Origin of the sequence: Seohaeicola saemankumensis, assembly GCF_042678485.1 — a bacterium.
Taxonomy (GTDB): Bacteria; Pseudomonadota; Alphaproteobacteria; order Rhodobacterales; family Rhodobacteraceae; genus Seohaeicola; species Seohaeicola saemankumensis.
The window spans coordinates 1-22724 of the sequence record NZ_JBHTKR010000005.1; the positions used below are offsets into that span (position 1 = coordinate 1).

Sequence of the window (22724 nt, forward strand, 5' to 3'; positions counted from 1 at the left end):
GCGCAGCTTTCGGCCCATTCCTCCTCGAAGCCGGCGGCGTAAGGGACGAGCGCGCCAAGGGGTTTGCGCTTGGCATGGGGGCGAGTGCCATCGGGACGGCGCGGGCCTTTCAAATGTCTGACACGGCCGGTGCTTTCGCCAGTGTCGGTATGATCCTGAATGCCATAATGACCATGCTTCTGGTGCCCCTCTTTCTTGCAACACACTGAAAAGAGAATGCGTCGGGGTGCTGTCCGATCATACTAACTTGAGCGGGACAGGGGGGGCTGGATAGCGTTCATATTAAGAAAACCTGGCTCCGTCCACGGGTTCAAGACATCTTCGGAAATCATCTGCCTAGCTGTGATGTGGTGCGTGGGTTTCCCGCTGTCATAGCTGAATGTCGAGGATTTTCTGCATGAGTGGCGGGATCGAGATAAGCCAAGAGACTGTCGGATTCTTGTGAAACAGGTTTGGCCCGATGTTCGCCGCTGAGATCTGGCGGAACCGGATCAGCCGTATGCGTGCAAGCTCGGACTGGCAATGGCACTGTCAGGGTTGAGACTGGCTCGAATTCGTCTGGCAGCTCTCAATCTGCATCTGCATGGCCGCAGGCATACGGGCGGCGAAGTGTGGGATTTACTACACTGAAGCAAATCGGCGCTGCCAATCGGCAAGAAACCGGTCGATGGCTGAACCGTCGGGCGGAGCACTGAAACCTTCCGCTCCGACGATGGGAGCGCGTAATACTCCGCTTCCGTCAGATGCGATATTTGCAGAAATTCGCCGCTGTCCATTCCTCGGTTCACAACCACTTTAATCAGGAACGCCACCTCTATTCACGCGAAAATTTCAAGGTCAACCGCGCCGCCGCCCTGGTCGAGTGGCGCGGTCTCGGCGCGGCATAAGGGGCAGTGTCACTGTCTAAGCTGAGACTGGTTCGAATTTGTCTGACAACACCCATCTAACCGTTTGGCTGTCGGTTGCGCCGGGTCTACTTTGCCACCATGACCGACAATCAACTCTCCGAAGCTTTACCTATTCGCTACCGTGTCTCGGGCATGGACTGCGCCAAGGATGCGGCGCAGATAGAACGCGCGGCACAGACCGCCGGAATTGCGCCAAACGCGGTGAAGGTATCGGCAGCCACTCACATCATGACCCTCAATGTACCTGAGGGGCGGCTCCCGGAAATCGAAAAAGCAGTTGCTGTTACAGGGTACGGATTTGACCGCATAGAGGGCGACGAGGTGCTGTCAGACGAATTCGAACCAGTCTCAGCTCGGACAGTGGCACTGCCCCTTATGCCGCGCCGAGACCGCGCCACTCGGCCAGAGCGGCGGCACGGTTGAGCTTGAAATTTTCGCGTGCGTAGAGGTGGCGTTCCTGATTGAAGTGGTTGTGTACTGATGAATGGACAGCGGCGAATTTTTGCAAACATCGCATCTGTCGGAAGCGAAGCATCGCACGCTCCCGTCGTCGAAATGGCAGGTGGGAATTCTCCGCCCGATTGTTCAGCCAGCGCCCTGTTTCCTGTTTCCAGATGTTTCCAACGACTTTCATCGCAGCACCATAGGATCGCAGTTTATCCGTCACCAGCACTTCCGGCTGACCATAGCGCTTCATTGATTTTCTGAGAAATTTCAATGCCGACTGGCGATCCCGGCGCTTGGTGACGAAGGTTTCCAGAACTTCGCCTTCGTGATCCACGGCCCGCCACAGATAGTGCGTCTCGCCATTGATCTTCACAAAAACTTCGTCCAGGTGCCATTGCCAGTTCGAGTACGCACGCATTCGGCTGATCCGGTTTCTCCGGATCTCGGCAGCGAACATCGGACCAAATCTGTTCCACCAGAACCGCACGGTCTCATGGCTGATCTCGATCCCCCGCTCATGCAGAAGATCCTCGACATTGCGCAACGACAGCGGGAACCGCACGTACAGCATCACAGCTAGCCGGATAATTTTGGGAGAGGTCTTGAAGTAGCGGAAGGGGCTAGGTTTTGTCATCGAGGAAGGCTAGCCAACCGCCCTGCCCTGCTCAAGCAGGTTTAATCTGACACTGCCCTACGCCACGCTCATGGAGCAAGTCTTCGACGTTCCGAAGCGAAAGCGGGAACCGGATGTACAACATCACCGCCAGTCGGATGACCTCGGGGCTGGTTTTGAAATACCGAAATGGGCTGCGTTTTTTCATCTGGCGAGGCTATGCAACCGTCCTGTCCGTCTCAAGCTGGTTTTCTTTGACAGCGCCTCTCGATAGCATTGAGACCTTGCCCGCCCCTCCCTGTTTGTCTGATATTTTTCTGGTTGATCTCGATCAACGAAGACGCGGGCGACTTAAGCGATGCTGCGGCGAATTCCGAAAACAACTGTTGTTAGAGGCTTCGTTCATGTCTTCCACTGCGATGAGAACGCAGACGAGCCTCCCGTCCTACGCGCTCCTGTTCTTCGCCTTGCTCACGTTCGGCATCACGTGGTGCGTGATCGGCGGCTATATCTACTTCCCGGAACAGGCAACCGCGACCTTCGGCGAGATCAGCGGCGGCCACCCCCTCTACTTCCTAGCCACCTGGGCGCCCGGCATTGCGGGCTTCCTTCTGGTGCTGGCGTTCGGCGGGGTGCGGGGCCTGCGCGCCTTCTTGTCGCGCCTTCTCTACTGGCGCTGCGCCCCAGTCTGGTGGGCCTTCATCCTAATCGGCATCCCCGCCGTCTTCATGATCGGATCGCTGATAAAGAGCGGGCCGCTCCTTGCCCCGATTCTCCCGGAAGGCGTGGACGCCATGGTCGCGCTCATGGTCATGATGCTCTTTCTGGGTCCGATGGAGGAATTCGGCTGGCGGGGCGTCGCCCAGCCGCTCCTGCAGCGTCACATAGCCCCCTTCTGGGCAGGAGCCATAATCGGAGCGGCCTGGGGATTCTGGCATCTGCCCGCCTTCTATCTGGCTGGTGTCGTGTACGAGAACTGGTCCTTCCTGCCCTTCTTCATCGGCAACGTTACGCTTGCGATCCTCGTGACGCCGATCTTCAACGCGTCGCGCGGCAGCCTGCTTCTGCCGATGCTGTTCCACTGGCAACTGATCAACCCGTTCTGGCCCGATGCCCAGCCTTACGACACCTGGATCCTCGTGGTGGTGGCCGTGGTCGTGGTCTGGCTGACCCGCAAGACGATGTTCAGCCGCAACGGCACAGTGACCGAGGTCATCCTGCCCGCACGGGACGCCGCGCCGCAACTGGCGGAGTAGGCAGATGCGACGGGGCCTTCTTATCGCCTTCTCGCTGGCTCTGGGCGGCCTCGCCGCGCCCGTGGCGGCGCAGGACGGTCGGCTGGCCGCGACGCTGGACGAGTTCCTGGAGCGCTATGGCTTTCCGGGCGCCACAGCGGCGATCGCCCTGCCGGACGGCACGGTGATGGCGGCGGCCACCGGCCTCGCCGATGTGGAGATAGGGCGCGCCATGACGCCAGAGACGCCCATGCTGGCTGCGAGCATCGGCAAGAGCTTTGTCGCGGCGACGGTGCTGGCGCTGGAAAGCGAAGGGCGTCTGTCGCGGGCCGATCTGCTGTTGGCCCATCTCGGGGACCGCCCATGGTTTGACGCGCTGCCCAATGCGGGCACCATAACCATCGATCACCTCCTGCAACACACATCTGGGCTGCCGGACCATGTGCATCTGCCCGAGTTCCAGGCAGAGTGGACCCGGTTGACGACGGACGAACGGGACTTCGACCCCGAGCGGCTCATAGACTTCGTGACCGGCGAGGCGCCGCTGTTCGAGGCCGGCCACGCCTGGGCCTACAGCGATACGGGCTATGTCCTGCTGGGACTCGTGATCGAGCAGGTAACCGGACAGGCGTGGCACGAGGCCGTCCGCACCCGTCTGTTGGATCCGCTCGACCTCGGCGGCACGGTCCCGTCGAACCGCCCCGACCTACCGGGGCTCGCGGTGGGCTATATCGCGCCCGACAATCCGTTCGGCCTGCCCGCGCGCACCGCCGATGCCGAGCGGCGGCTTCTGTGGAACCCAGCGGTGGAGGCGGCGGGCGGCGGCTTTGCCTCGACCTCCGCCGATCTGGTGCGTTGGGGACATCTCTTGTTCGGCGGCGAGGCGCTGGAGGGCCCCTATCTGGACCGGCTGCTCGACGGCGTGCCTGTGGCCCCCGACGCACCCGGCATCCTCTACGGCGCGGGCGTCGCGATCTACGCCGATACGCCGCGCGGGCCGGTCTGGGGCCATGGCGGCTGGATCCCCGCCTATGTCTCAAGCCTACGCCACTATCCTGATCACGGCGTCACCGTCGCCTTCCAGATCAACACCGATGTCGGCATCGCGAACGATGAGAGCGATCTTGTCCCGGCGCTCGAGGCGGCGCTAGCAGACCTTGCGATCGAGGCCGTCCGGTGATCGCGCGGCGCGCCCTGCTGACCGGCCTCGCGGGCATCGCGCTCGCAGGCGGAGCATGGAGCGCCGGCGCCTATCGCGGCACGATGGCTGGGGCAGAGGCCCGTATCGCGCGGCGCAGCAGCGTGATCGAGACCCGCGCCGGGGCGCTGGAATACGCTGTCGCGGGCCACGGGCCGCCGCTGATGATGATCCACGGCACCGGCGGCGGGTTCGACCAGGGCCTTCTCTTTGCCCATGGCCTGCTCGAGGCCGGCTTCCGGATTGTCGCGCCGTCGCGCTTCGGATACCTTGGAAGCGGTTTTCCCGACGACGCCTCCCCGGCGCGCCAGGCGGATGTGCTGGTCGACTTGCTGGACCATCTCGGGCTCCAACGGATCGCCGTGGCGGGCGGGTCGGCAGGGGCGCTGACAGCGGCGGAATTCGCGCGGCGCCACCCTGATCGATGCGCGCATCTCATCCTCATCGTGCCGGCGGCGAACCTCATGGGGCGCGACCCGGTGGCATTCACCGCCCTGCAGCGCGTGGCGGTGGAGCGCGTCCTGACCTCGGATCCCTTGTTTTGGGGCTTCGCAACACTTGCCCCCCAAATGCTGCTGCGCACGCTCCTCGCGACAGACCCAGCCCTGCTCGATCGGGTTTCGCCGGAAGAACGGCGGCGGGCCGACCTGATCCGCGAGGGCTTGATGCCGATCAGCCGCAAGGTCGAAGGTTTGCGGAACGACGGCTTTTGGGCGGGAACACCCACGCAGACAGCCTTCGAGACCATCACCCGGCCGACCTTGATACTGTCCTGCGAAGACGATCTATTCGGCACCGCCGATACGGCGCGTCAGCTGGCCGGTCGCATCCCCGATGCGCGGCTGGTCGTCTATCCCGATGGAGGTCACATCTGGCTCGGCCACGATGCCGATCTGACCCGGGAAATCGGCACATTCATTATCGCGGCAACGCGCCCCTGACCCTTTGAGGAGAAGCCCAATGCCCTACACCCGCGTCACACTGAAGGCCTTCGGCGGCCCTGAAAACCTCGAACTTGAAACCGTCGGAGACCTGTCCGAGCCCCGCGAAGGCGAGGTGCGGGTCCGCGTTTTGGTGACCAGCGCGGCCTTCACCGACGTGATGATCCGCAAGGGAATGTATCCGGACGTGAAGGACAAGCCGCCCTTCACTCCTGGCTATGACATGGTGGGGATCGTCGAGGCGACGGGCCCCGATGTCGTTCGGTTCAAGCCCGGCGACCGCGTGGCGGACCTGACCACCATCGGTGCCTACGCCGAATACATCTGCCTGCCCGAGGACCGGCTGACGCGCGTGCCCGACGGTGTGTCAGAGGTGGACGCGCTCGGCATGATCCTGTCGGCCGTCACGCCCTTCCAGATGCTGACCAGGGTCGCGAAGATGACGGCAGGCCAGACCATGCTGATCCACGGCGCGGGCGGCGCGGTGGGCACGGCCATGCTGCAACTGGCGCGCGACTCCGGGATCACGGCCTTTGGCACTGATGTTGCGGCCAAACACGGCCTGATCCACAGCCTCGGCGCCACGCCAATCGACGCCGATGCACCCGAAGCGGCCCTGATCGAGGCTACAGGCGGCGGGGTCGATGCCGTCTTCGACCCACTGGGAGGCGAAAGCCTGGCGCGCTCGCTGCACGCGTTGAAGCCGGGAGGCATGCTGGTGGCCTTCGGTTTCCAGAACGAGGTGCTGGGCCGGGGCGGCTCGATCCCGATGGATTTCGTGAAGCTGAAGCTATGGGACTGGCTACCAAACGGCCATGTGACCGCATTCTACTCGATCGGAGCGATGCGGCGAAAGCACCCCGACTGGTTCCGCGAGGATCTCGCCACCCTCTTCGGGATGTTGGCCGAGGGTCGCTTCGATCCGGTCGTGGCGGAGGTTCTGCCGCTGGCGCAGGTGCGCGATGCACACCAGCGGGTCGAGGCGGGCACTGTCGCCGGAAAGCTGGTGCTGAGGGTTTCGAACCCGTGAGACGCCGCGACGGAGCTTTGGTGCACGGGTTCGGCCGCGCCATAATAGCCGTGATGTCTGTCCTCTTGCCCGGCGGGATCCCGGCAAAGGCCGATGCCCCGGCGCCAGCACACCTGCTGGAAGCGACGATTCCGGTCCGCATGGCTGCGGACGACGTGGTCGGCGCGGTTGTCATGCTGATCGAAGACCGCGCGCTGGTCTGGACAGGCACCTTCGGCATGGCAGACCCGGCAACCGGTCGGCCGATGGGCCCCGACGCCTTGTTTCGGGTGGAGTCGATCTCCAAGCCCGTCACCGCTTGGGGTGCTATGCGGCTGGCCGAGACCGGGCGGCTTGATCTCGACGCACCTATCGGCGATTGCCTGAAGCGTTGGCATCTGCCGGACGGCGCGGCACGAATTACCCCGCGCGATCTTCTGAGCCACAGCGCCGGCATCGGCCTCGGCGACTATGCCGCCCGCTACACGCCCGACGCGCCGAGACCCGACCTGCCAGACCACATCGCCCAGGACTTCAAGATGATCGCCCCGCCCGGCACCCGGTTTGGCTATTCCGATACCGGCTATTCCCTTCTGGAACTGGCGATCGAGGATTGCACGGGCGAGGATTTCGGCAGGTTCATGGCGCGCGAGGTGCTTGGGCCGCTCGGCATGGCGGGCACGCGCTTCGACTGGACAGGCGCCGAAATGCCCGTGGGCCACGACCTGCGCGGGAGACCCGTCGCGCCTTACGTCTATCCGGCCCGCGCCTCAGGCGGGCTGCAGGCCACCGCCGCCGACATCGCGCGTTTTGCCGTCGCCGGGATGGCGGGCGCAGAGCAACAGGTGCTCTCGCCCGAAGCCGTGGCCAGCCTGCACCGGCCCGCCGTCCGTGCAGGTGGCCTTTTCGGCTTCGCCGCCGAGGGCTACGGGCTAGGGCATTTCACCGAGACGCTCTCGGACGGCCGCGCTGCAGTCTGGCATGGTGGCCAGGGCTATGGCTGGATGAGTCACATGCACCTCGTGCCGGAGACGGGCAACGGCATCGTGATCCTGTCGAACAGCCAGCGCGCCTGGCCGCTCTTTGCCGCCATCCTGCGGGACTGGTCGGAGAGCCTTGGCGTCGCACCGGTCGGCATGGCCCGCGTTCTCTGGGCCGAACGGGCTGCGCATGTCGGTATCGCCCTCGGCCTCTTCTTCGCGGCGCTCTCCCTCCGGACCGCGCTGCGTGGCGGACAGCGCCCACTCGTCGCCCGGACCATGGCAGGCGCGATCGGCGCGGCGCTAATCCTCTGGCCGCTCTGGGCCGCGGCACAGGAGTACCTGTTCCTGTTCTCGATCCTGCCAGGCATCTGGCCGTGGCTTGGGGCTACCTCAGGGCTGGTAGGTCTCAGCCTTGCTGCGGTCGCACTCGGCCCTAGGCGCTCGCGGTGAACGGGCATCCGAACCAGCCGCATAGCGGACTTCACCCGCCCGAGGCTCCGGTCAACCGGTCGCCCCGCACGAGGTAGCGTCCATCGATGCGCAGTGCCAGCGGTTCGCCCGAGATCGGTGGGGCGCCCTCTGCCGCCGAGTGTTGAGCGTGGATGTGCAGATGCGGCTCTGTCGATGCGCCGGAATTGCCGACCTCGCCCAGCCGATCGCCTACCCCCACAAGGTCGCCAGGCACGACATGCAGACTGCCCTGCCGCATGTGGGCCAGCACGATCTCGACCGCGCCGCAGCGCAGGATGACGTGATTGCCCAGTCGGTTGACCAGATCCTGCTGCGGCACCTCGAAATCGAGCATACTACCCTCGGCCGCGACCACCTCTCCGTCGCAAGGCGCGCGCAGTTCGGTGCCGAAGATTGCGTAGGCCGCCGGATCGGCGGGCCGCCAGCCGTTCGCGCGAAAACCCCATGGCCCCAGCCCGAAGAAATCCACCGCATGGGATTGCCCGCGCCAGGGCCGGAACCGTTCCACGCTGTCGTCCAGTGTTGATAGATGCACGTTCACCAGCCTGTTCGATCCACCATTGCCGACCAGATACCAGCCCGGCCCGAAGGGGTTGGCAATATCGACGATCTCCACGGGGGGCAGGCGGCTTCCTGCAAGGGCCTTGACACCATACCATCCCCCAAGGCCAAGCAAGAGGATCGAAAGCGCCAGCGCGAGCCATCCCAATACCGCCTCGGGCAGGAGCGGCGTCCCGGTGAAGCGCTTCCTGTAAAGAGAAGCGAGAGCCGCCAGCAACCAGAGCCCACCGTAAACCCAGGGAAGCCACCACCCCGTCACCGCCCATTGCGCAACCCGCGCCAGTGCGAAGAGAAACACCCCTGTGCCCGCTGCCTGCACCGTGAAACCGGTCAGGCTGCCCGCAGGCAGGAAGGCCAGCCAGGCGATCAGCGCGAGCGGTAGCGCTATTTGCAAGGCGAGGATCGTGAGTGTCATGGGCGTGCTCCTGGAAAGCGGATTTCGGTCACCTCGGCGATGAAGAACGGAAAGTAGTCCTCCGTGCCGAACAGGTTGCCCGCTTCGACGCGGAACGGCAGGCGATAGCCCCCCACCTCGCGGAAGTCCGACATGACGGCGCCGAAGGGCTGTAGCCGGTGCACCTTGTCGGGGTTCGCATTGCTCCAGCGCTGAAAAGTGACTTCAACCGGGCGGCCTTCGGCATCGACGGTCACATCGACGGCCTGCTCAAGATCTCCATGGGCCACGGTCACGCGGGCGGTGTTCTGGTCCACGGTCTCCCACGTGACACCCGGCCCGGGCAGCAGCGCCGCGGGCGACCAGATCGCGGCTTCGCCGACATACCGCCCGAAGGCCGAGCGGGTATGGTCGGGATCGCCGCCCAGCCGGGCGACGGGGATCACGCCGAAGATCCGGAACCGCGTCCAGCGCCCCGAATCCGATCCCGACACAGGCATGCCCCCGCGTGTGCGCATCGCCCAGACGAAGCCCTCCGGCGTGGCGAGGATCTGGCGCGCCTCCATCGGCTGGTAGTTCAGGGCGTCCTTGCTGCCGAGGCTGAACTGCCCGCCCATGTCGATCTCGACCACCGACCAAAGCGGCGTCCCCGGGCGGATCGTGTAGCCGAAATAGCGGCGCGCCGGCTCGGGCAGAGCGGCCACCATCTCGGCGGCGAAGATATCGGGATTTGCAGGCTGGAGTGCAGCCAGCCGCGCCCATTCGGCGCGGTCAGCCCGTCGGTCCAGAACCAGCCAAAGCATAAGCGCCGAGACCGCGGGGGCAAATGTGATCAGAATTGCAATTGCGAGTTTCATGCGTTCATTGATCCTAAAGGTGCTGTCAGACTAATTCGAACTTGTCTTTGCCAGGACAGCGGCGCTGTCCTTTATGCCGCGCAGAGAGCGCGCCACTCGGCCAGAGCAGCGGTTCGGTTTTGCTTGAAGTGGTCCCGTTTGGAGAGGCTACGATCCTGGTTGAAGTGATTGAAGACGGAGGAATGGACGGCGACGAACTTCTGCAGACTTCGCATTCGCCGAAAGCGCTGCATGGCTCGTTCTCGTCGTCGGAATGGAAGGTGTGAGTTCTCAACGCGGTTGTTCAGCCAACGACTGCAAGCTTGCCGATCCTCGCACCCCATGTCGCGAAGCGCCGCTTTATATGACGGAAACCGATCGGTTACCAAGACGTCCGGCTGACCGTAGCGCCGCATTAATTTTCTCAACATTTTCAATGCGGCGCTTTTGTTTCTTCGCTTCGTGACGACGCTCTCAAGAACCTCGCCTTCATGATCGACAGCTCGCCACAGGGAGTGCCGCTCACCGTTGATCTTCACGAATACCTCGTCCAGATGCCAGCGCCAAAAGCTGGATTTCATCCCCTCAATCCGCCTCTTTTTGATCTCCGAGGCGAACATTGGGCCGAACCTGTGCCACCAGAAACGGACGGTCTCGTGGCTCACGTCGACGCCACGCTCATGGAGCAAGTCTTCGACGTTCCTAAGCGAAAGCGGGAACCGCACATGCGCTTGCAGTCAGCGTCTGGTCTGCCCCGCTTGGCAAATTCTTCGCACTGGCGGGTCCCACTAACCTGGGTCAGTCCGCCGCCTGCCCCTATCGCCTACCCTTTTCGAGACCGTCGCGCCCGATATCGCGGACCTGCTGGCTAAGGACATCCCATGGCAAAACCCACACCTCCCGCTCCCGAAACCACCTCTCGGTTCAGCTTCCCCTCCGCCTATACCATTCTTTTCGCGCTGATCGTGATCACCGCGGGCCTGACGTGGGGGTGCTGTCAGACAAATTCGACAGTCTCAGCTTGGACAGTGACGCTGTCCTTACGCCGAGCAAAGACCACGCCACTCGGCGAGAGCGGCGGCACGGTTGAGTTTGAAATTCGGTCGAGTTGAGAGGCTGCGGTCCTGATTAAAGTGATTATAGACGGAAGCATGAACAGCGGCGAATTTCTGCAGACTTCGCATGCGCCTGAAACGCAACATCGCCCTCTCCCGTCGTCGGAATGGCAAGTGCGAATTCTCTGCCCTGTTGTTCGTCCACCGACCGGTTTCCTGGAGATCTGCTGCACCGAGCTCCTTCAGCGCCGCGCCATACGATCGCAGTCGATCCGTGACGATAACCTCCGGGCGACCATGCTTACGCATTGCTTTCCTTAGGAATTTCAACGCCGCTGCCTTGTCACGCGTCTTCGTCACAAAGCTTTCCAGGACCTCGCCTTCGTGATCCACGGCCCGCCAGAGGTAGTGCCGCTCACCGTTGATCTTCACGAAGACCTCGTCCAGATGCCACCGCCAACGGCTGGATTTCATTCCGGAAATCCGGCGCTTTCGGATCTCGGCCGCGAACATCGGTCCGAACCGATGCCACCAATACCGCACAGCTTCATGGCTCACGTCGATGCCCCGTTCGTGCAGCAGATCTTCGACGTTTCTTAATGAAAGCGGAAACCGGATGTACAACATCACCGCCAGACGGATGACCTCAGGGCTCGTTTTGAAGTAGCGGAATGGGGAGCGTTTTATCATCCGGCGAAGTTATGCAACCGCCCTGCCCGTCTCAAGTCGGTTTGCTCTGACAACACCTTCACGGATCTTGGCATGGAAGCCATATATGAACTGCAGGTCCAGGACATGCCCGTGACCGTGGCCGTGGACTGTCGTGGGAATTCGATTCACAAATCAGGCCCTGCCGCGTGGCGCAGGTCGCCTGTTCCAGAATAGTCCTAGGCTAGGCAACGGTTCAAATGCCTAACCATGAATGCTCCGCATCATCCCACGCGGCCAGCGCCTGAAGATCAGGAACCCATGCAAGGCCGGTTTTACTGTCGGACGAACGCGCCTCGGGCGAAGTGATTGCGTCGATCAAAACTGTTTGCCCCGCAGCAAGCGCAGAAAAGGCTGCGTCAAGGCAGGGGGCGATTTCCGCTTCGCCTTCGATGCGCCATGCCTGCAAACCAAAAGCCCTGGCCATCGCCGCGTAATCCGCGAATTGAAGTTCCGTGCCCACCGCCTTGCCGAAACGCTCCATCTGATCGCGCACTTCAATGGCCCAAGACCCGTTGTTGCTGACCACGATCAGGATGGGAACCTTGTGGCGCGCGGCTGTATCGATCTCGATCGCGGAAAAACCAAAGGCACCGTCGCCTGTAACCGCCACAACCTGCCTCCCTGGCGCAGCCTTTGCAGCACCGATGGCAAATGGCGTAGCCAACCCGATGCAACCCAAGGGCCCCGGATCGAGATAAGTGGCCGAAGACAGGGCAACCCGCGAAAAGCTTAGAAAGTCGCCACCATCCGCGATGACGACCGCATCCTCAGCCAGTCTTTTTCGGATCTCGCCCAGCAGGCGGTTGGGATGTATGCGTCCCGCTGCGTCTGACGGCGCATTCGCCAACATCTCAGCCAGCCCCGCAGTGCGTTGCAGATGCCGCTCCCGCAGTCCTCGTACCCAATCAAGTTCTCCGGTCTGTCCTTGCAGACGGTCGGAGAGCGCATCTAGGCTAGTGACCACATCACCCAAAAGGGCGATATCGCCTAACCGATTGTCTGTCAGTTCCTGTGCCACATCCGATAGACGCAGAAAACGCGCCTCCCCAAAAACAGCAGGCGCGCCGTAAGCCAACTGGAAATCCAGCTTGCGACCAACCGTAATGACGAGGTCGGCCCCCGTCATCGCCGCACCGCGCATTGCGCCAATGTGAGCGGGATGATCTTCTGGAACGATGCCCTTGGTTTCGCCCGTGTCCAAATATCCTGCCCCGGACACAGTCAGGAATCGCGCAAGTGCCGCAGCCGCTCCATTCGCCCCCCGGCCCGAGATGACGACGGGTCTTTGGGCCGCCGCAATCATCTCGGCCGCGGCATCTAGATCAGCCGCAAAGGCACAGGCGCGCGGCTTGGGACGCCCCGCAATCTGCTCAACCTCGAACAGGACGGACGGCAATACCTCACGCTGAACATCCACGGGAAAGTCGAGAAACGCTGGTCCGGGCTCACCTCCGTGCCCCTGTGCGGCGGAAATAGCATTGTCCAGTTCACGCGGCAGGGCATGAGCATGGCGCACAGTGCGGGCGATCCGCGTGATCGACTGTACTAGCGCGGTGTGGCTCATGTCTTGAAGCGCCCCACGGTTTTCCTGCGGGCGCGGCGGCGTGCCCGACAGTACAAGAACCGGGATTCGCGACACATGGGCATTGGCTATCCCAGTCATCGCATTGGTCACCCCTGGACCCGCTGTGACAAGCGCTACCCCGACCTCACCCGATACCGCGGCACTGGCATGTGCCATGTAGACGGCCGCCCGTTCGTCCCTGACATCAACGATCTCAATACCGACGGCATCCAGCGCCATCCAGATCGGCATGATATGACCACCGCACAGCGCAAAGACACGCTGAACCCCGCGCGCCTTGAGCGTTGCAGCTATCAGATCAGATCCGGTTCGGGTGTTCATGGCCTGTCCTTTCCACATATGTGCGTCATCGGATTGCGGGATTACAGCATCGTATGGGCAAAGCGATCGCGCAGAACCCGGTGCAGTATCTTGCCGCTTGTGTTGCGCGGCATCTCGTCCGCCGTGATGAACAGGATCTCCCGAGGCCGCTTGTAACCGGCCAGCTTGTCCCTCGACCACGCGATCAGATCCGCCTCGCTCAGCTGCGAGTCTTTGCGCCGCACAACGGCAGCCACGACCCTTTCGCCCCAGACGTCATCGGGCCGACCAACCACTGCGACATCCTTGACCGCGGGGTGCTGGGCCAGAACGGCTTCGACCTCGGTCGGATAGATATTTTCTCCACCCGAGATGATCATGTTCTTCTTGCGGTCGATAAGGCGGATATAACCGTGCTCGTCTCGCATCGCCATGTCACCTACCGAGAGGTAAGATCCTCGAAACGCTTCAGAAGTCTTTTCTGGCAGGTTCCAATATCCTTCGAAGGAATAGGGTCCGCAGGAGTAGAGTTCGCCTGGCTGGCCATCCGGCACCTCGTTGCCGTCATCATCCAAGAGCTTGATTGGGGCCGACCCAACCACCTCGCGTCCAACGGTGCCTAGATGGTCGAACAGCTCATCTGGATGCAAGAAGGTCACCCATCCAGCCTCGGTTGAACCGTACAGCTCATAGAGGCCGGAATTCGGAAACATCTCCATGATGGCGCGCTTGGTCTCGACCCGAGCAGGTGCCGAAGACACCAGAAGTTTCGCCACCCTAGAAAATCCAGCGTCACCACGATCGGCCTGCGGTACATCCAGCATCATCATGTAATGCGTAGGTGTCAGCGACGAGAAGGTCACCGCCATGGACCCGATTGTTCGCAGACAAAGGGCCGCATCGAAATTCGCTCTCGAGAAGATCGTGACAGTGGCCCCAATCGCAAGGAAAGAGGTGAAGAAGTTCAGCGAATTCGCATGGCACATCGGCATAACAAGCAAAGCGTTATCGCTGCGCGTGAGCCCCAGTTCGACTTGGGTCATCAAGGCCAGCATCGCCATTCCCCGGTGGCTGCGGATCGCGCCCTTGGGGTTTCCTGTCGTGCCCGATGTATACATGAGACACCACGTGTCGTTGGGCGTCACGGCCACGTTCGGCTCCTCTGCCGAGGCGGCAGCAATCAGATCTTCATAGCTCTGCCACCCGGGACGCTCTTCCGCGCCAATCAGAATGAAATTGGACGCAGGCACCTCCAAATCGGGGCGCATCGCATCGGCAATATCCGCCAACGCCACTTCGGCCACCACAGCCGATACGCTGCAATCGGCACAAATAAAACCCGCCTCCGGCGCGGTCAGGCGAAAATTGATCGGGACCGCCACCAGTCCGGCCTTAGCCACGGCCGCATAGATTTCTGCCCATTCCACACGGTTATACGCCAATACGGCGATCCTGTCCCCTCGGGACAGCCCCAAAGCCAGCAACCCGTTCGCGAGACCGCAGGCCCGGGTGTTCCACTGCGCAAAACTCATCGACCGTTCCAGATCGCGCGCGCCAAGCCGGTCAGGCTGGATGCGGGCCTGCGTGGTGAGCATCTGGCCTATGGTCAGCATCGCGGTCATCTATCAATCCTCCTTCGGGTGTCCAGACCCGTTGCCCGACGCATGGGCGGCCAAAGCGGCACCAAGCGTCTTTGCTGCATCTAGATCATGCTGGATCATCAGTGTTTCGGCGCGTACGGGATCGCCGGCACTGATAGCCACGACGATTTCGGCATGCTGGCGCCAGATCTCGTCAGGCAGCGTTGCGCGGCGCAGCACCTCGCCCATTGCACGCTGAAGGAAACGCCAATGCGGCTCCGCCGTACGGTCCAGGAAAGGATTGCCCGACATCTCGTAGATTAGCCTGTGTAATGCGCGGTCATGGCGCACCTGATCCGCCACCTTGCCCGCCTCGACAGCCTTTGTCCCAAGCTCAAGAATATCTTCAGCGCGGCGTGCAAACGTCTTGGCTAGCCCAGTCTCTGCGTGCAACCTCTGCGCAACAAGGCGCGCAGCCAAACCATCGAGCACTGCCCGCACATCATAATGATGCTCCATCAATGCCGGGTCCAGCCGCGTGACCCAAAGACCACGCCGCCCCTGTTCCTCAACCATGCCATCAGCCTTCAGGCGCGCCATCGCCTGCTGCACAGGCTGGCGTGAGACTGCCAACCGCTCTGCCAGCTCTTCCTGTACCAGATGCGCGCCTGCGGGTAGCGATCCATTGCAGATCTCGTCGACCAGAGCCTCATACACTTGATCCGCAAGACTGACCTGAGGTTTGAGGGCTTTCATGACGCTTTACCGCATTCTGAATTCAGTATTCAAAAAAGAATAGAATGAACACCACGATCAGTCAACTCCGTGATGCAAGGTGACGTTGATGGCGGTCAGCACTTTCCCTTTTGAAGCCATAAACCCAGCAACGCGGTGCTCGGGCAACCCAGTGCGACCTGGAACAGCGGCGTGAACCGCGACCAAGTCCGCGATGGGGCGGCCATTCTAACGGTGTAGATGTCGGTGTTCTTCAGTCTGATGATGTAAAATCCAAACGAGGACTGGGGAAGCCCGTTCTATCTGGTGGTGAGTTGACGCCTGTTAAGTGCTCTTGAGGAACTTACCCAAGTTTTCCGCAGTCCATGGCTTTCCAGTAGCCGTCAAATGCCCCTCTTCGTTGAGCGCCTCAGCCAGTTCGGAATAGTTGGAACAGCTTGGAGACAGCGCCTCGGCTGCGGCTCTGGCGGCTGCCAGCCTTTCGGCCTTGGAGGCAAAAGGATCGAGTTTGCTGGGCCGCTCCGGCGTCGCAAAGGAAGGCTCGATCGTCCCCGCGTTCAGATACTTCTTGATCGTATTGCGCGACAGACCTGTCCGCCGGGCAATCTCCCGGATCGGGAGGCCGTGCCGCAAACGCAGCTTCCGTATAATGTTCAAAAGTCCCATGTGGATCACTCCATTGCCCCCCTGCGCTCGTCGCCTGGGAGAAGGGTCACATGGGTCAATTCTCAATGGAAATTAGGACGCTAAGCGGGTCAGTTCTCGGTGGAAATCAACATGCACTTTGTCAAAGCGCCTAAATGGAGCGAAGGGGATTCGAACCGTCAGCACGCTTTTGTGCTCCCGCAAATTGCTGAGGCAGTTCCGGTTTCCCGGAGCCCCAGCAAGTATCCTTTCCGCCACCGTGCCGATTACGCCTGGATTTGACCAGTTCCGTGCTTTTCTTGTTGTCTTTCAACGGCATCAGAGCATTGCTTGTCTGCCGCTCGGATGAGCGGCGGCAGAGAGTCGCGGGACCTCTGCCCATACTTCAGGAGCAGTACGCATGCGCACGAGTATTTCACATCCCCTTCAGATTGCCGTTGTTCAACCCTTTAAGGGATCGGGTCGGATCGGCATCACCTTCTGCCCGGGCAAGGTGCAGCCCGGCGCGATGTCCGGCAGTTGGCAGCGCGACCTGGGGCTCGACCTTGATGCCGTGTCCAATTGGGGCGCCGTCGCGGTTCTCACGCTGATCGAGGACCATGAACTTGCCACTCTCAAAGTCACGGATATGGGCGCGCAGGTGCGTGCCCGTCATATGGATTGGTTTCACCTGCCGATCCCGGATGTGTCCGTGCCGGATGCGGCATTCGAGCGGCAATGGAAGACCGTCGGCACGGACCTGATGAACCGCCTGCGTGCCGGGTTTGACGTGCTTGTGCACTGCAAAGGCGGCCTGGGGCGCGCCGGGATCATCGCGGCTCGACTGATGGTCGAATTGAGCGTGACCGCCGCCGAGGCGGTGAAGGCCGTGCGGAGCGTCCGACCGGGGGCCATCGAGACCAGCGCGCAACTCGACTATGTCATGAGGCAGGAGGCCGTTCCCGAGCAGGAACCTGCCACCTCGGCAGATGCGATCCGCGACCGCGCGATCGGCGCGCTCATAGGCCTCGCTGTCGGCGACGCTGTGGGCACGACGCTCGAGTTCAAACCGCGCGATACCTATCCGCAGCTTCAGGACATGGTCGGCGGCGGGCCTTTCGGCCTGAAGCCCGGACAATGGACGGATGATACAGCGATGGCCTTGGCCCTCGCGGACAGCCTGCAAAAGAACCCAAACCTCGATGAGACCGACCTGATGCAGCGTTTTGTGGATTGGTACCTACACGGGACCTATTCCTGCACCGGCCAGTGTTTCGACATCGGGATCACCACCCGGCAGGCCCTCGCCCGGTGGCAGAAGACCGGTGATCCCTTTGCCGGATCGACGGATCCGATGAGCGCGGGCAACGGCAGCTTGATGCGGCTTGCCCCTGTCGCCATCCGTCACTTCGAGAACCGCGCTGCGCTGCGCGATGTTGCCGCGCGGCAAAGCCGGACCACCCATGCTGCCCCCGAAGCGGTGGACGCCTGCGTGGCCTATGCCGAGGTCCTGGCCGATACCATCGCGGGCGCCAAGCGGTCGGAAGTCCTGCGCAACCGCGAGGAGGCATTTGCCGGCAAGATCACACCCATCATGGCCGGATCTTGGCGCGGCAAGGCACGCGACAGCATTCGCGCCTCTGGCTACGTGGCCCATTCCCTCGAGGCCTCGCTCTGGAGCGTGGCGCGCAGCGGGGATTATCGCGGCGCCGTGCTGCTGGCCGCCAACCTCGGCGAGGACGCGGACACCACGGGCGCCATTGCGGGTCAGTTGGCCGGGGCGCTCTACGGTGCAGCAGGCATTCCGGCCACCTGGCGCGAGACGCTGGCATGGGGGCCACGCCTCGCGCAGGCAGCGGCGTCACTCTTGTGACGCCGCCTCGGCCTTGCCCTTGCGCGCGATATAGGCAGCCGGAAGCCCAGCCTCGATCTCCGCGATGAGAACGCGTGCATTGGCGGCCATCAGCCTGTTCGCATCTCGATCCTCGGGCTTTCTCAGGCGGACGTATCTCTTATCCAGATAAGACACCGCGCCGCAAAGCGTCAAAAGCGTCATCCGCGCGCCCTCGTAACGCACCACTTCCTGCGGCGTCATCGGCCCATGGTATTCAACCTCGCCCGTGTGAAGATTAATGACGATGTCATCCGGATGTGGCAGCGGATCAGGCAAATGGATGATGCCAAGGCGCGCGCGGCGATCCAGTTCTTGTTCCCAATACGCTTTGTATTCGCAGGCAGACTGTAAAGAACGTTCATGCAACTGGATCGCCGCAGACTGGGCCTTGTCGGTCACCTTCATGAACAACTCCTGCGCCCGCGGCCGGCCCTTCATCGCATCGACCCCGATCTTGCGCATCACGGCCTGCACCATCGGTATCCTTACAACCGAGTCCCGTTCATTGATCTCGATTACCCGATTGGCCTCGGTCAGAACAATGTTACGCAGGTCATAGGCGTCCAGTTCTGCGGGCTTGTTCTTCGATCCGCGCGGCCGCCCCGCGGGATTGCCGGACTGTCCCTTGACGAAGCGTGTCTCCGCAGGTGGTCGCCCGTAGCCGACCTCATGGGACCCAAGCTGCAGCCTTGACGGCTTCAGCTTGGGCTTGTCGTCATCATCCTTGCTCATTCCGCCGCCCTCAAGGCCGCTGCCGGAACAGACGCGCGCGGCCAGCCACAGACCAATTGCACCGCCTCGTCCTTCGCATAGGCCTCCCACCGCGCCAGGATCCGATCGCAATAGAGCGGGTCCAGCTCGCACAGATTGGCCTGCCGCCCCGTCTTCTCGGCAGCAATCAGCGTCGAGCCGGAGCCGCCAAAGATGTCGAGCACGATATCGCCGCGCCCAGATACATCCCGCATCGCATCGGCCATCATCTGCACCGGCTTCACCGTCGGGTGCAGCGCAAGTTCCTCCAGCCGCCCTGCACGACGCGTATTCACGCCCCGGTACTCCCAGACATTGGTGCGGTAGCGCCCATGCTGCCCCAGCTCAAACGTGTTCACATGCGCGGCCGTGCCCTTCTTGAACACGAAGATCAGCTCGTGGCGAGAGCGATAGAAGCTGCCCATCCCGCCGTTATCCTTGACCCAAACGATCATGTTTTTCAGCTCGGCATAGACCGCCGCACCCGCGGCCAGAATCTCGCCCATGTGCCGCCAGTCCATGCAGATGAAGTGGATCGAGCCGTCCATGGAATGGTCATGCAACTGGCGCATCGCCTGGGTCAGAAAGCCCGTGAACTCTTCCCCGCTCATCTCGCCGGCCGCCATCGCGAACTCGCGATGCCGGATCTTGCCAAGATTACCCACATGGCCATCGATCGGCACGTTGTAAGGCGGATCGGTGAACACCATCCGGGCCTGCTCCCCGTCCATCAGCTGGCCGATCACCGCAGGATCCCGCGCGTCGCCACAGATCAGACGATGGCGTCCCAACTGCCAGACATCACCCGGTGCGCAGCGCCGCGGCGGATCAACGGGCAGGATGTCATCCGCGGGATCGCCGGGTTCTTCAGGGGCCAGCCCGTCAATATAGATATCGACCTCGGGAATGGAGAAGCCGGTCACCCCGAGATCGAAGTCAAGGTCCGGATCTGCCGTCAACTCAAACAACTCACTCGCCAGCAGGTCCTCATCCCAGCCCGCATTCGAAGCCAGCTTGTTATCCGCCAGGATATAGGCCCGCTTCTGTGACGCTGTCAGGTGTTCGACCCGGACGCAGGGCACTTCCGCCATACCGAGCGAGCGTGCCGCTTCAATCCGGGCATGGCCCGCCAGGATCATGCCCGTGCCATCGATCAGAACCGGCACCGTGAACCCGAAGGTCGTGATGCTCTGCGCGATCTGCTGGATCTGCTTTTTGGAATGCGTTCGCGCATTCTTGGGATAGGGAACAAGAGACGCTGGGGGGAGATATTCCAACTTCCTGGTCATCGGCAAACCTCTTCTTGGGCCGTTCCACACCCTCGTGCGGACCGGGTCGGCCCCTCGGGGCCGGTGGTGGTGACAGCTAGGTTCTGCAGGACGCGGTTGCTTTATCCACGAGCCCTGCGATGCCAAAAATAGAGCTCCAGGAAAGATGCCAAGGCAAGAAAATTCAGCTGTAATTACTGGTATTTGAGTGGACTTTGGGACTTGGCCATGGCTCACTATCACAGGCGTGATACTCTCACGCTCCGGTCAGTACGGGGGGACGCAACATTCAGCACCCCGATCTGACAGGAAGCCGCGCCATGACCGAATCACCCCTCCCGTCACATCGTCCCTGGATCAGCCTCGAGACCACCGACAGGCCGGCACTGACCGCGCTTTGGACCGACCTCTTCGGCGCAGCCCCGCCGCCCAACATGAGCCAGGTCTTCCTGCGCCGCTTCCTCGCCTTCGAGATGCAGGCGCGCGCGACCTCCCCGCTCCCGCCTGCACTCAAGGCCAGGCTCCTGCGGATCACGGCGGGCAAGGACAGAAGCCCCACCCAGACCCTGCAGCCGGGTGGCCGCTACCTGCGGGTCTGGAACGGCGTCACCCATGTGGTCGACGTCACCGAGCAGGGCTATCTCTGGAAGGGGCAGCACCACCGCTCGCTTTCCGCCATCGCCCGCGCCATTACCGGCGCACAGTGGTCCGGGCCCCGCTTCTTCGGGCCAGTGCAAGGTGGCACCGCCTCCAAACAGGGGCGGGCCGCAAAATGACTGCCCGCCCGCAGATCCGCTGCGCCATCTACACGCGCAAATCCACCGATGACGGTCTTGAGCAGGGCTTCAACTCGCTGGATGCTCAATACGAGGCCTGTGCCGCCTATATCGCCAGCCAGCGCCACGAGGGCTGGCGGCTTCTGCCTGCCCGCTACGATGATGGCGGCCTCTCCGGTGGCACGCTGGATCGCCCTGCCCTGCAGCAGTTGCTGTGCGATGTAGACGCCGGGCGCATCGGCATGGTGGTGGTCTACAAGATCGACCGCCTGACCCGGTCACTGGCCGATTTCGCCAAGCTGGTCGAACGGCTCGATGCGGCCAACTGCTCCTTCGTCTCCGTCACCCAGGCCTTCAACACCTCCTCCTCCATGGGTCGGCTTACCCTCAACGTCCTGCTCTCCTTCGCCCAGTTCGAACGTGAGGTCACCGCGGAACGTATCCGCGACAAGATTGCAGCCTCCAAGAAGAAGGGCCTCTGGATGGGGGGCACCGTCCCGCTGGGCTATGATCCGCACCCCGACCCGCTCCAGCGCAGCCTCGTTCCGAACCCGGAGGAAGCCGTGGTGGTGCAGACACTGTTCGCGCTCTATGAGAACTGCAGCTCGCTGGTCGATCTCGAGGCAACCGCCAAGGCACAGGGGCTGGTGTCCAAACGCCGGGTCTCAGCGGATGGAACCGTCAAAGGTGGGCAGCCCCTGTCTCGGGGACAACTTCATTACCTGCTCAACAATCCGATTTATCGCGGCCAGATCCGCCACAAGGCCGAGCTTCATCCCGGCCAGCATCCGGCCATCATCGATGAAGCCCTCTGGAATAGGGTGCAGGTCAAGTTGCAGCAGGCGAGCCAGCGCTCACGACAAGGCGCAGCCGATCCTGCGGTGGCTGATCTTTCCGGAGTGCCACCCGCGGCGCTCACGGGGCTGCTCCGCGATGAGACGGGCGATCGGCTGACGCCAAGCCATACACGACGCAAGGGGCGGCTGTTTCGCTACTATATCTCCAACCGCCTTGTCTCCGGCGGTACGGATCCCACCGGCTGGCGTCTGCCCGCCACTGCACTCGAGAAAGCCGTGCTTGGAATCATTCTCGGCCATCTGGAAACGGCCGCGCAGACCCACGCCATCCTGGCAGCACCTGATGCAACGACAGCCGCACAGGTCTCAAAGGCCTTGTTGGCGCTGGTGTCCACCCTCCGCACCGAAGGTACAGCTGCGCTATCCACTCTGCTGAGTTCGGGTCATGTGGCCCCGCCAAACCTGCATCTGCAGCTTGCTGCGCCCTTCCTGGCGCAGAGCATGGGCGTCGATCCGCAGGACCTGGCTCCTACATTCCTCAATATCTGCGCACCCTTCCAGCTGCGCCACCGGGGCGTCGAGACCCGTATCGCGGCGGGGCAGATGTCGCCAAGGCCTGACCCGACCTTGCTGCGCATCCTCGCGCAGGCCCATCTCTGGATGGATCGTCTGAGAGCCGGCACGACCTTGGCAGAGGTTGCCCGCGACGCTGGCCATTCAGAAGCCTATATCCGCACCCGTGCCCCCCTGGCCTTCTTGGCCCCCTCCATCCAGAGCGCGATCCTTGCCGGCACGCAGCCGCCAGACCTGACGCTTGCACGTATCGTCCGGACCGGCGTGCCCCTCGATTGGGACGCCCAGGCGCAGCTCTTCGGCTTCGTGTGAAGCGGGGACATCGGAATTCCGGTGTATCAGGATCAACGAAGGAGCCCAACGCGCTCACCGGGCGCTCATTGGTAGAGCTCTCACTCTCACAACAAGCTGAAATCCAATCCCGACGGGAAAACCGGCGGGTCACGGCCGCCAGTGACGGGCATGGCGCCAGTCGGAAAT

19 protein-coding genes and 6 pseudogenes are annotated in these 22724 nt (G+C 62.4%); 13 read left to right on the top strand and 12 right to left on the bottom strand.

What is annotated here, in order from left to right; all coding sequences use genetic code 11:
* The 4 genes and pseudogenes from ACFQ3C_RS12250 to ACFQ3C_RS12265 all read left to right on the top strand — a co-directional run.
* Positions 1-209 (top strand): LrgB family protein (locus ACFQ3C_RS12250; protein WP_380792155.1); only part of this gene is annotated, 209 nt, incomplete at its 5' end.
* A 118-nt stretch (positions 210-327) separates the two neighbouring features.
* Positions 328-529, top strand: a pseudogene (locus ACFQ3C_RS12255) (IS6 family transposase); the annotation flags it as partial.
* 106 nt (positions 530-635) lie between these two features.
* Positions 636-887 (top strand): annotated as a pseudogene (locus ACFQ3C_RS12260) (IS6 family transposase); the annotation flags it as partial.
* Positions 888-986: 99 nt separating this feature from the next.
* Positions 987-1331 carry a heavy-metal-associated domain-containing protein gene (locus tag ACFQ3C_RS12265; RefSeq protein ID WP_380792157.1) on the top strand — a complete coding sequence of 115 codons (345 nt, stop codon included), beginning with the start codon at positions 987-989 and terminating at the stop codon, positions 1329-1331.
* Here the strand turns inward: ACFQ3C_RS12265 and ACFQ3C_RS12270 are convergent.
* Together ACFQ3C_RS12270 and ACFQ3C_RS18905 are read right to left on the bottom strand one after the other, a co-directional pair.
* Complete coding sequence (locus tag ACFQ3C_RS12270) at positions 1282-1989, bottom strand: IS6 family transposase (protein ID WP_380792159.1); 708 nt, start codon at positions 1987-1989, stop codon at positions 1282-1284. The two genes, ACFQ3C_RS12265 and ACFQ3C_RS12270, sit on opposite strands and share 50 nt — an antisense overlap.
* Positions 1990-2047: 58 nt before the next feature.
* Positions 2048-2128 (bottom strand): annotated as a pseudogene (locus tag ACFQ3C_RS18905) (IS6 family transposase); the annotation flags it as partial.
* Between ACFQ3C_RS18905 and ACFQ3C_RS12280 the strand changes: the two are divergent.
* The 5 genes from ACFQ3C_RS12280 to ACFQ3C_RS12300 are packed head-to-tail and all read left to right on the top strand — an operon-like array spanning position 2103 to position 7784.
* On the top strand, positions 2103-3224 hold the full coding sequence (locus ACFQ3C_RS12280; RefSeq protein ID WP_449329186.1) for a CPBP family intramembrane glutamic endopeptidase: 1122 nt from the start codon (positions 2103-2105) through the stop codon (positions 3222-3224). The pseudogene ACFQ3C_RS18905 and the gene ACFQ3C_RS12280 overlap by 26 nt on opposite strands.
* A gap of 4 nt (positions 3225-3228) precedes the next feature.
* Entirely contained in the window at positions 3229-4383 is a 1155-nt protein-coding gene (locus ACFQ3C_RS12285) for a serine hydrolase domain-containing protein (protein ID WP_380792161.1), read from the top strand.
* Entirely contained in the window at positions 4380-5342 is a 963-nt protein-coding gene (locus ACFQ3C_RS12290; RefSeq protein WP_380792163.1) for an alpha/beta fold hydrolase, read from the top strand. Before ACFQ3C_RS12285 ends, ACFQ3C_RS12290 begins: the two co-directional genes overlap by 4 nt.
* Before the next feature lie 19 nt (positions 5343-5361).
* Positions 5362-6372 carry a medium chain dehydrogenase/reductase family protein gene (locus ACFQ3C_RS12295; RefSeq protein ID WP_380792165.1) on the top strand — a complete coding sequence of 337 codons (1011 nt, stop codon included), beginning with the start codon at positions 5362-5364 and terminating at the stop codon, positions 6370-6372.
* Between the two features lie 53 nt (positions 6373-6425).
* Complete coding sequence (locus ACFQ3C_RS12300) at positions 6426-7784, top strand: serine hydrolase domain-containing protein (protein ID WP_380792167.1); 1359 nt, start codon at positions 6426-6428, stop codon at positions 7782-7784.
* A gap of 31 nt (positions 7785-7815) precedes the next feature.
* Here ACFQ3C_RS12300 and ACFQ3C_RS12305 read toward each other — a convergent pair whose 3' ends face one another.
* The 4 genes and pseudogenes from ACFQ3C_RS12305 to ACFQ3C_RS12320 all read right to left on the bottom strand — a co-directional run bounded on the left by ACFQ3C_RS12305 (position 7816) and on the right by ACFQ3C_RS12320 (position 11341).
* Entirely contained in the window at positions 7816-8781 is a 966-nt protein-coding gene (locus ACFQ3C_RS12305) for a M23 family metallopeptidase (protein ID WP_380792169.1), read from the bottom strand.
* Positions 8778-9617: a DUF6544 family protein gene (locus ACFQ3C_RS12310; protein ID WP_380792171.1), complete on the bottom strand. Its 840-nt coding sequence runs from the start codon at positions 9615-9617 to the stop codon at positions 8778-8780. Before ACFQ3C_RS12310 ends, ACFQ3C_RS12305 begins: the two co-directional genes overlap by 4 nt.
* A gap of 71 nt (positions 9618-9688) precedes the next feature.
* A pseudogene (locus ACFQ3C_RS12315) lies at positions 9689-10324 on the bottom strand (IS6 family transposase); the annotation flags it as partial.
* Positions 10325-10636: 312 nt separating this feature from the next.
* Positions 10637-11341 (bottom strand): IS6 family transposase, encoded by a 705-nt coding sequence (locus ACFQ3C_RS12320; protein ID WP_380792173.1) that lies wholly within the window; start codon positions 11339-11341, stop codon positions 10637-10639.
* A 66-nt stretch (positions 11342-11407) separates the two neighbouring features.
* On the opposite strand from ACFQ3C_RS12320, the pseudogene ACFQ3C_RS12325 reads away from it, so the two are divergent.
* Positions 11408-11536 (top strand): annotated as a pseudogene (locus ACFQ3C_RS12325) (fumarate hydratase C-terminal domain-containing protein); the annotation flags it as partial.
* 19 nt (positions 11537-11555) lie between these two features.
* On the opposite strand, the gene ACFQ3C_RS12330 reads toward ACFQ3C_RS12325, so the two are convergent.
* From ACFQ3C_RS12330 to ACFQ3C_RS12345, 4 genes and pseudogenes are all read right to left on the bottom strand, one after another.
* Positions 11556-13268 carry a thiamine pyrophosphate-binding protein gene (locus tag ACFQ3C_RS12330; RefSeq protein WP_380792175.1) on the bottom strand — a complete coding sequence of 571 codons (1713 nt, stop codon included), beginning with the start codon at positions 13266-13268 and terminating at the stop codon, positions 11556-11558.
* A 41-nt stretch (positions 13269-13309) separates the two neighbouring features.
* Positions 13310-14869 (bottom strand): class I adenylate-forming enzyme family protein, encoded by a 1560-nt coding sequence (locus ACFQ3C_RS12335; RefSeq protein WP_380792177.1) that lies wholly within the window; start codon positions 14867-14869, stop codon positions 13310-13312.
* Between the two features lie 3 nt (positions 14870-14872).
* Positions 14873-15583 carry a GntR family transcriptional regulator gene (locus tag ACFQ3C_RS12340; RefSeq protein ID WP_380792179.1) on the bottom strand — a complete coding sequence of 237 codons (711 nt, stop codon included), beginning with the start codon at positions 15581-15583 and terminating at the stop codon, positions 14873-14875.
* A 465-nt stretch (positions 15584-16048) separates the two neighbouring features.
* Positions 16049-16228: pseudogene (locus tag ACFQ3C_RS12345) on the bottom strand (helix-turn-helix domain-containing protein); the annotation flags it as partial.
* Between the two features lie 379 nt (positions 16229-16607).
* On the opposite strand from ACFQ3C_RS12345, the gene ACFQ3C_RS12350 reads away from it, so the two are divergent.
* Entirely contained in the window at positions 16608-18059 is a 1452-nt protein-coding gene (locus ACFQ3C_RS12350; protein ID WP_380792181.1) for an ADP-ribosylglycohydrolase family protein, read from the top strand.
* On the opposite strand, the gene ACFQ3C_RS12355 is transcribed toward ACFQ3C_RS12350, so the two are convergent.
* Together ACFQ3C_RS12355 and ACFQ3C_RS12360 are read right to left on the bottom strand one after the other, a co-directional pair.
* The gene (locus tag ACFQ3C_RS12355; protein ID WP_380792184.1) at positions 18048-18812 is read right to left on the bottom strand and encodes a DUF5681 domain-containing protein; all 765 of its coding nucleotides are present in this window, start codon (positions 18810-18812) and stop codon (positions 18048-18050) included. The genes ACFQ3C_RS12350 and ACFQ3C_RS12355 overlap by 12 nt on opposite strands.
* A complete protein-coding gene (locus ACFQ3C_RS12360; RefSeq protein WP_449329187.1) occupies positions 18809-19969 on the bottom strand; it encodes a DNA modification methylase in 1161 nt (386 codons plus the stop codon). Before ACFQ3C_RS12360 ends, ACFQ3C_RS12355 begins: the two co-directional genes overlap by 4 nt.
* A 449-nt stretch (positions 19970-20418) precedes the next feature.
* Here ACFQ3C_RS12360 and ACFQ3C_RS12365 point away from each other — a divergent pair, with 449 nt between their 5' ends.
* A complete protein-coding gene (locus ACFQ3C_RS12365; protein ID WP_380792190.1) occupies positions 20419-20874 on the top strand; it encodes a DUF2924 domain-containing protein in 456 nt (151 codons plus the stop codon).
* On the top strand, positions 20871-22556 hold the full coding sequence (locus tag ACFQ3C_RS12370) for a recombinase family protein (RefSeq protein ID WP_380792193.1): 1686 nt from the start codon (positions 20871-20873) through the stop codon (positions 22554-22556). Before ACFQ3C_RS12365 ends, ACFQ3C_RS12370 begins: the two co-directional genes overlap by 4 nt.
* Positions 22557-22724: the final 168 nt, after the last annotated feature.